Source organism: Curtobacterium sp. VKM Ac-2865, assembly GCF_015350905.1.
In the GTDB taxonomy this organism is placed as follows: Bacteria; Actinomycetota; Actinomycetes; order Actinomycetales; family Microbacteriaceae; genus Curtobacterium.
In genome coordinates, this window is the sequence record NZ_JADKRZ010000010.1 from 1 (window position 1) to 4,925 (window position 4,925).

Consider the following 4,925-nt stretch of genomic DNA (forward strand, 5'->3'; position numbering starts at 1 on the left):
TTGGTTGGGGATGGACTCGCGGCCTATCAGCTTGTTGGTGAGGTAATGGCTCACCAAGGCGACGACGGGTAGCCGGCCTGAGAGGGTGACCGGCCACACTGGGACTGAGACACGGCCCAGACTCCTACGGGAGGCAGCAGTGGGGAATATTGCACAATGGGCGAAAGCCTGATGCAGCAACGCCGCGTGAGGGATGACGGCCTTCGGGTTGTAAACCTCTTTTAGTAGGGAAGAAGCGAAAGTGACGGTACCTGCAGAAAAAGCACCGGCTAACTACGTGCCAGCAGCCGCGGTAATACGTAGGGTGCAAGCGTTGTCCGGAATTATTGGGCGTAAAGAGCTCGTAGGCGGTTTGTCGCGTCTGCTGTGAAATCCCGAGGCTCAACCTCGGGCTTGCAGTGGGTACGGGCAGACTAGAGTGCGGTAGGGGAGATTGGAATTCCTGGTGTAGCGGTGGAATGCGCAGATATCAGGAGGAACACCGATGGCGAAGGCAGATCTCTGGGCCGTAACTGACGCTGAGGAGCGAAAGCATGGGGAGCGAACAGGATTAGATACCCTGGTAGTCCATGCCGTAAACGTTGGGCGCTAGATGTAGGGACCTTTCCACGGTTTCTGTGTCGTAGCTAACGCATTAAGCGCCCCGCCTGGGGAGTACGGCCGCAAGGCTAAAACTCAAAGGAATTGACGGGGGCCCGCACAAGCGGCGGAGCATGCGGATTAATTCGATGCAACGCGAAGAACCTTACCAAGGCTTGACATACACCGGAAACGGCCAGAGATGGTCGCCCCCTTGTGGTCGGTGTACAGGTGGTGCATGGTTGTCGTCAGCTCGTGTCGTGAGATGTTGGGTTAAGTCCCGCAACGAGCGCAACCCTCGTTCTATGTTGCCAGCGGGTCATGCCGGGGACTCATAGGAGACTGCCGGGGTCAACTCGGAGGAAGGTGGGGATGACGTCAAATCATCATGCCCCTTATGTCTTGGGCTTCACGCATGCTACAATGGCCGGTACAAAGGGCTGCGATACCGTAAGGTGGAGCGAATCCCAAAAAGCCGGTCTCAGTTCGGATTGAGGTCTGCAACTCGACCTCATGAAGTCGGAGTCGCTAGTAATCGCAGATCAGCAACGCTGCGGTGAATACGTTCCCGGGCCTTGTACACACCGCCCGTCAAGTCATGAAAGTCGGTAACACCCGAAGCCGGTGGCCTAACCCTTGTGGAAGGAGCCGTCGAAGGTGGGATCGGTGATTAGGACTAAGTCGTAACAAGGTAGCCGTACCGGAAGGTGCGGCTGGATCACCTCCTTTCTAAGGAGCATCTGGTCAGTGCTGGTCACCGTTTGGTGGTCCGGTTGCTGGTCCAGGCGCCCGATTCGGACCGAACGTGTCCGACGGGTAGCTCATGGGTGGAACATTGACAGTGCAGTTGGGAGTGATGCTCCCGATTTCAGTACACCGGGCTTGCCTGGTTGGAACGGGTCGGGGTGGAGCGATCAGCTGGTGCACGTTGTTGGGTCCTGAGGGACCAGGCTTCCTACTGGGTGTGGGTCGCGTCGTCATCGGGAACGGTGGTGGTGTGGACACGCACTTGGTGGGGGTTGGGCCTACGGGTCCTTCGTTGGGCCACATGATGTCAGACCGTTTGGTCTGGGGGAGTGTGGTGCCGATCGTATGTTGAGAACTACACAGTGGACGCGAGCATCTTTAGATTCGCGTCATCGATGATCGTCAGCCTTCTCGGTTGGCGTGTTTCGTGGCGTTGGATCGCAATTTTAATCTTTGTGGTCAAGTTTCTAAGAGCAAACGGTGGATGCCTTGGCATCTGGAGCCGAAGAAGGACGTAGAAATCTGCGATAAGCCTCGGGGAGCTGATAATCGAGCTTTGATCCGAGGATTTCCGAATGGGGAAACCCCGCCAGGCGTTTTGCGACCTGGTGACTCCCGCCTGAATATATAGGGCGGGTAGAGGGAACGTGGGGAAGTGAAACATCTCAGTACCCACAGGAAGAGAAAACAACATGTGATTCCGTGAGTAGTGGCGAGCGAAAGCGGATGAGGCTAAACCGATCATGTGTGATAGCCGGCGGGCGTTGCATGGTCGGGGTTGTGGGACACGTCACTCAGTTCTGCCGGACTGGGGCGGTTACAGCGCATCATAGTCGAACCGGTTTGAAAGCCGGGCCGTAGTGGGTGCCAGCCCCGTAGACGAAATGGTGTTATGGCCGGATGTGTATCCCAAGTAGCACGGGGCCCGAGAAATCCCGTGTGAATCTGTCAGGACCACCTGATAAGCCTAAATACTCCCAGATGACCGATAGCGGACAAGTACCGTGAGGGAAAGGTGAAAAGTACCCCGGGAGGGGAGTGAAATAGTACCTGAAACCGTTTGCTTACAAACCGTCGGAGCCTCCTTAGTAGGGGTGACGGCGTGCCTTTTGAAGAATGAGCCTGCGAGTTAGTGATATGTGGCGAGGTTAACCCGTGTGGGGCAGCCGTAGCGAAAGCGAGTCTGAATAGGGCGATTCAGTCGCATGTCCTAGACCCGAAGCGAAGTGATCTATCCATGGCCAGGTTGAAGCGACGGTAAGACGTCGTGGAGGACCGAACCCACTTCAGTTGAAAATGGAGGGGATGAGCTGTGGATAGGGGTGAAAGGCCAATCAAACTTCGTGATAGCTGGTTCTCTCCGAAATGCATTTAGGTGCAGCGTTGCGTGTTTCTCGCCGGAGGTAGAGCTACTGGATGGCCGATGGGCCTCAACAGGTTACTGACGTCAGCCAAACTCCGAATGCCGGTGAGTGAGAGCGCAGCAGTGAGACGGTGGGGGATAAGCTTCATCGTCGAGAGGGAAACAACCCAGACTACCAACTAAGGTCCCTAAGCGTGTGCTAAGTGGGAAAGGATGTGGAGTTGCACAGACAACCAGGAGGTTGGCTTAGAAGCAGCCACCCTTGAAAGAGTGCGTAATAGCTCACTGGTCAAGTGATTCCGCGCCGACAATGTAACGGGGCTCAAGCACACCACCGAAGTTGTAGATTTCGCACTATAGACAAGCCTTCGTGGTTCAGTCGTGCGGAGTGGTAGGAGAGCGTCGTGTGGCGAGTGAAGCGGCGGAGTGATCCAGCCGTGGACGCTACACGAGTGAGAATGCAGGCATGAGTAGCGAAAGACGGGTGAGAAACCCGTCCTCCGAAAGACCAAGGGTTCCAGGGCCAGGTTAATCCGCCCTGGGTAAGTCGGGACCTAAGGCGAGGCCGACAGGCGTAGTCGATGGACAACGGGTTGATATTCCCGTACCGGCGAACAACCGCCCAAGCTAATCCAGTGGTGCTAAGAGTCCTAACCCGGATCAACCGGATCCCTTCGGGGTGATGGTGGCCGGTCTAACGCTCGACCCCATGCTGGTGCGGTTAGCGTATGAACAGGTGTGACGCAGGAAGGTAGCTGAGCCAGGCGATGGTATCCGTAAGGTGATCCTGGTGTAAGGATGTAGGGCTGACGATAGGCAAATCCGTCGTCTGTGTGCCTGAGATCCGACGCGTACCCGTGAGGGGAAATCAGTGATCCTATGCTGCCGAGAAAAGCATCGACGCGAGGTTGCAGCCGCCCGTACCCGAAACCGACTCAGGTGGTCAGGTAGAGAATACCAAGGAGATCGAGATAATCATGGTTAAGGAACTCGGCAAAATGCCCCCGTAACTTCGGGAGAAGGGGGGCCGGACGCGTGACCGGATTTACTCCGTGAGCGTTGAAGGCCGCAGAGACCAGTGGGAAGCGACTGTTTACTAAAAACACAGGTCCGTGCGAAGTCGCAAGACGATGTATACGGACTGACGCCTGCCCGGTGCTGGAAGGTTAAGAGGAGGGGTTAGCCTTTGGGCGAAGCTCTGAATTTAAGCCCCAGTAAACGGCGGTGGTAACTATAACCATCCTAAGGTAGCGAAATTCCTTGTCGGGTAAGTTCCGACCTGCACGAATGGCGTAACGACTTCCCAGCTGTCTCAACCGTGAACTCGGCGAAATTGCACTACGAGTAAAGATGCTCGTTACGCGCAGCAGGACGGAAAGACCCCGTGACCTTTACTACAGTTTGGTATTGGTGTTCGGAGTGGCTTGTGTAGGATAGGTGGGAGACTGTGAAGCGGGCACGCTAGTGTTCGTGGAGTCATTGTTGAAATACCACTCTGGTCACTTTGGATGTCTAACGTAGGACCCTGATCGGGTTCATGGACAGTGCCTGATGGGTAGTTTAACTGGGGCGGTTGCCTCCTAAAGAGTAACGGAGGCGCCCAAAGGTTCCCTCAACCTGGTTGGCAATCAGGTGGCGAGTGTAAGTGCACAAGGGAGCTTGACTGTGAGACTGACAGGTCGAGCAGGGACGAAAGTCGGGACTAGTGATCCGGCAGTGGCTTGTGGAAGCGCTGTCGCTCAACGGATAAAAGGTACCTCGGGGATAACAGGCTGATCTTGCCCAAGAGTCCATATCGACGGCATGGTTTGGCACCTCGATGTCGGCTCGTCGCATCCTGGGGCTGGAGTAGGTCCCAAGGGTTGGGCTGTTCGCCCATTAAAGCGGTACGCGAGCTGGGTTTAGAACGTCGTGAGACAGTTCGGTCCCTATCCGCTGCGCGCGTTGGAAATTTGAGAAGATCTATCCCTAGTACGAGAGGACCGGGATGGACGAACCTCTGGTGTGTCAGTTGTTCTGCCAAGGGCACCGCTGATTAGCTACGTTCGGACCGGATAACCGCTGAAAGCATCTAAGCGGGAAGCCGTCTTCGAGATGAGATTTCCATGCACCTTGAGTGTGAGAGGCTCCCAGCAGACTACTGGGTTGATAGGCCGGATGTGGAAGCGGGGACTAACGACCCGTGGAGCTGACCGGTACTAATAAGCCGAAGACTTGACACCAACTATTTCCCCAC

General features: G+C 55.8%; 2 rRNA genes. Both read left to right on the forward strand.

Going from position 1 to position 4,925, the window contains the following annotated elements:
• Positions 1-1,308: ribosomal RNA gene (locus tag ITJ54_RS17680) — 16S ribosomal RNA — on the forward strand; the annotation flags it as partial.
• Positions 1,309-1,783: 475 nt separating this feature from the next.
• Positions 1,784-4,911 (forward strand): 23S ribosomal RNA (locus tag ITJ54_RS17685).
• Positions 4,912-4,925: the final 14 nt, after the last annotated feature.